Source organism: Streptosporangium sp. NPDC049644, from assembly GCF_040675205.1.
In the GTDB taxonomy this organism is placed as follows: domain Bacteria; phylum Actinomycetota; class Actinomycetes; order Streptosporangiales; family Streptosporangiaceae; genus Streptosporangium; species Streptosporangium fukuiense.
Map to the genome: position 1 here is coordinate 1 of NZ_JBFAOJ010000231.1, position 2,435 is coordinate 2,435.

Below are 2,435 nucleotides of genomic sequence, written 5' to 3' on the forward strand. Positions count from 1 at the left end.
CCTGCGAGACAAGTTGCTCAACCTCGCCGTCGGCGGCATCGACCAGCTCACGCTCATCATCCGCAGCCAGCTCAAACAGATGCAATACCAACCCGTGCTGCTGGACGGCTTTGTCGCCGAGACCAGGCTGGCCCTCCAACCACCGTAACGTCCAGCTTTCATCCTCAGTAGTGCCGATCGGGTAGACCTGTTGTGCGCATTCGTCAAATGGTCCGGACTGCGCATTTTAGAGAAGCCGCTCGCCGAATTGCGCCGCCGGGGCGTTCCGTTGCGAGTCATCACCACCACCTACATGGGCGCAACCGAGCGGCGGGCGCTGGATCGGCTCGTAGATGATTTCGATGCAGAGGTTCGAATTAGCTACGAACAGAATGCAACCCGCCTGCATGCTAAGGCCTGGCTGTTGCGCCGCCATACCGGTTTCGACACGGCCTATATCGGCAGTTCTAACCTGTCACGCGCTGCCTTGCTGGACGGCCTAGAATGGAATGTACGCCTGTCTTCAGTGACTACTCCGCGACTGCTGGGCAAATTCGAAGGCACCTTCGATTCTTACTGGAACAGGCAACAGTTCGAACCATACGACCCAAAGAAGGACAGGGGACGGCTTGATGAAGCTTTATCTCGCTCAAAGGCAGGCGAGCGGATTTTTGATATTCCTGCACTGATGCCTCATCCGTTCCCACATCAGAAAGAGATGCTGGAGGACCTCGACGTCGAGCGAACTGTGCACGACCGTCACCGCAATCTGCTGGTGGCGGCTACCGGAACCGGAAAAACTGTCGTGGCTGCCTTCGACTATCGCAATCTGCAACAGCGATTGGGGCGGCGTCCCTCTCTATTATTCGTCGCGCATCGCAAGGAGATCTTGCAGCAGGCTATGCGCACCTACCGACAAGTTCTAGCCGCCCCCGACTTCGGCGAACTGCACGTCGGCGTTGATCAGTCCCGGCAATGGCAGCACGTGTTCGCCTCAGTCCAGTCCCTCAATTCACGTGGCATCGATATCTTCGCCGCAGATCATTTTGACGTCGTGGTTATCGACGAGTTCCACCACGCCTCCGCTGTCACTTACCGACGAATCATTGATCACCTCAAGCCGAAGGAACTACTCGGCCTCACCGCCACCCCAGAGCGGGCCGACGGCACCTGGGTTCAAGACGAGTTTTTCAATCGGCATATCACTTCCGAACTGCGCCTGTGGGACGCTCTAGACGCCGACCTGCTCTGCCCTTTTCACTACTTTGGAATCAACGACGAGACCGACCTCAGTAGCGTTTCCTGGTCACGCGGCTCCTACCTCGGCCGTGAACTCGATGAGGTCCTTGCCGAAGACAGCAATCGGTCTCAACTCATCTTCAATGCGCTGCTGGATAAGGTCAGCGACTTACAGGAAGTCCGAGGTTTGGGTTTCTGCGTCTCGGTACGGCATGCACGCTTCATGGCCGAGTTTTTCACCAAGGCAGGCTTAAAGTCGCTGGCCGTGGATGGGTCAACTGACCCCGTCGAGCGCAGGGCAGCGCTGGCTGCCTTGCGTGATGGGAAAGTCACTTTCCTTTTCGCTGTGGACCTGTTCAACGAGGGTCTGGATATCCCTGATGTGAACACATTGCTCCTACTGCGACCAACCGAGAGCGCAACAGTTTTTCTCCAACAACTCGGCCGTGGACTACGCCGTACACCTGACAAGGACGTGCTGACCGTCCTCGACTTTGTCGGGCAGCACCGCAAGGAGTACCGATTCGGGAGCCGATTCCATACGTTGACTGGGTTCTCCAGAGGACGTCTTAAGCAGCAGGTGGACAAGGACTTCCCGCTGCTGCCGCCGGGATGCCAGATCGTCTTGGATCGAGTTACTAAAGATCGACTGATTGCCGAGCTCAAGGTCCAACTCAACGCCACTATCTCTACACTCACCCAGGAGATCCGCTCCCTCGCAGAGACGTCCCTTATTAACTATCTCGAAGCCACTGGCCGCGATATTCACGACATCTATCGCAACCGACGCTACTGGACTTCATTGCTGCGCCGCACTGGGCTCATCAAGGATGATGCCTCTCCCGTGGAGGATGCGCTTGGCCGCCGTGTACGTGCTCTGCTTCACGTAGACGACCAGCGACGAGCTGAGGCGTACATACGCCTGTTGCGACCTGACGGTCCGTTCTATAGCCAGTGTTCCCCCGTCGATCAGGCCTTCGTCCGCATGCTGTTCTTCTCCTTCTGGCGTGACGGCGGCAGCTTCACCTCCTACGACCAGGCTCTTGCGCAACTGCGCGCCGAGCCCACACTATGCGAGGAGATTCGGCAGGTAGTTGCCTACGCTTCAGAGCGTCCCAGGCAGTTCACGTCCTGGGAGATGGTGTGCGGGTGATCAAGCCCTGGTGCTGGCACGGGTGAGATCCATGTGACAAGAGACGGCCACTTCGTAATCCTTC

Annotated in this window: 1 pseudogene; it reads left to right on the forward strand. The window is 57.6% G+C overall.

Features of this window, described 5'->3' with window-relative positions:
- Positions 1–163: 163 nt before the first annotated feature.
- Positions 164–2,338 (forward strand): annotated as a pseudogene (locus tag AB0J58_RS44655) (DEAD/DEAH box helicase family protein); the annotation flags it as partial.
- Positions 2,339–2,435 lie beyond the last annotated feature (97 nt).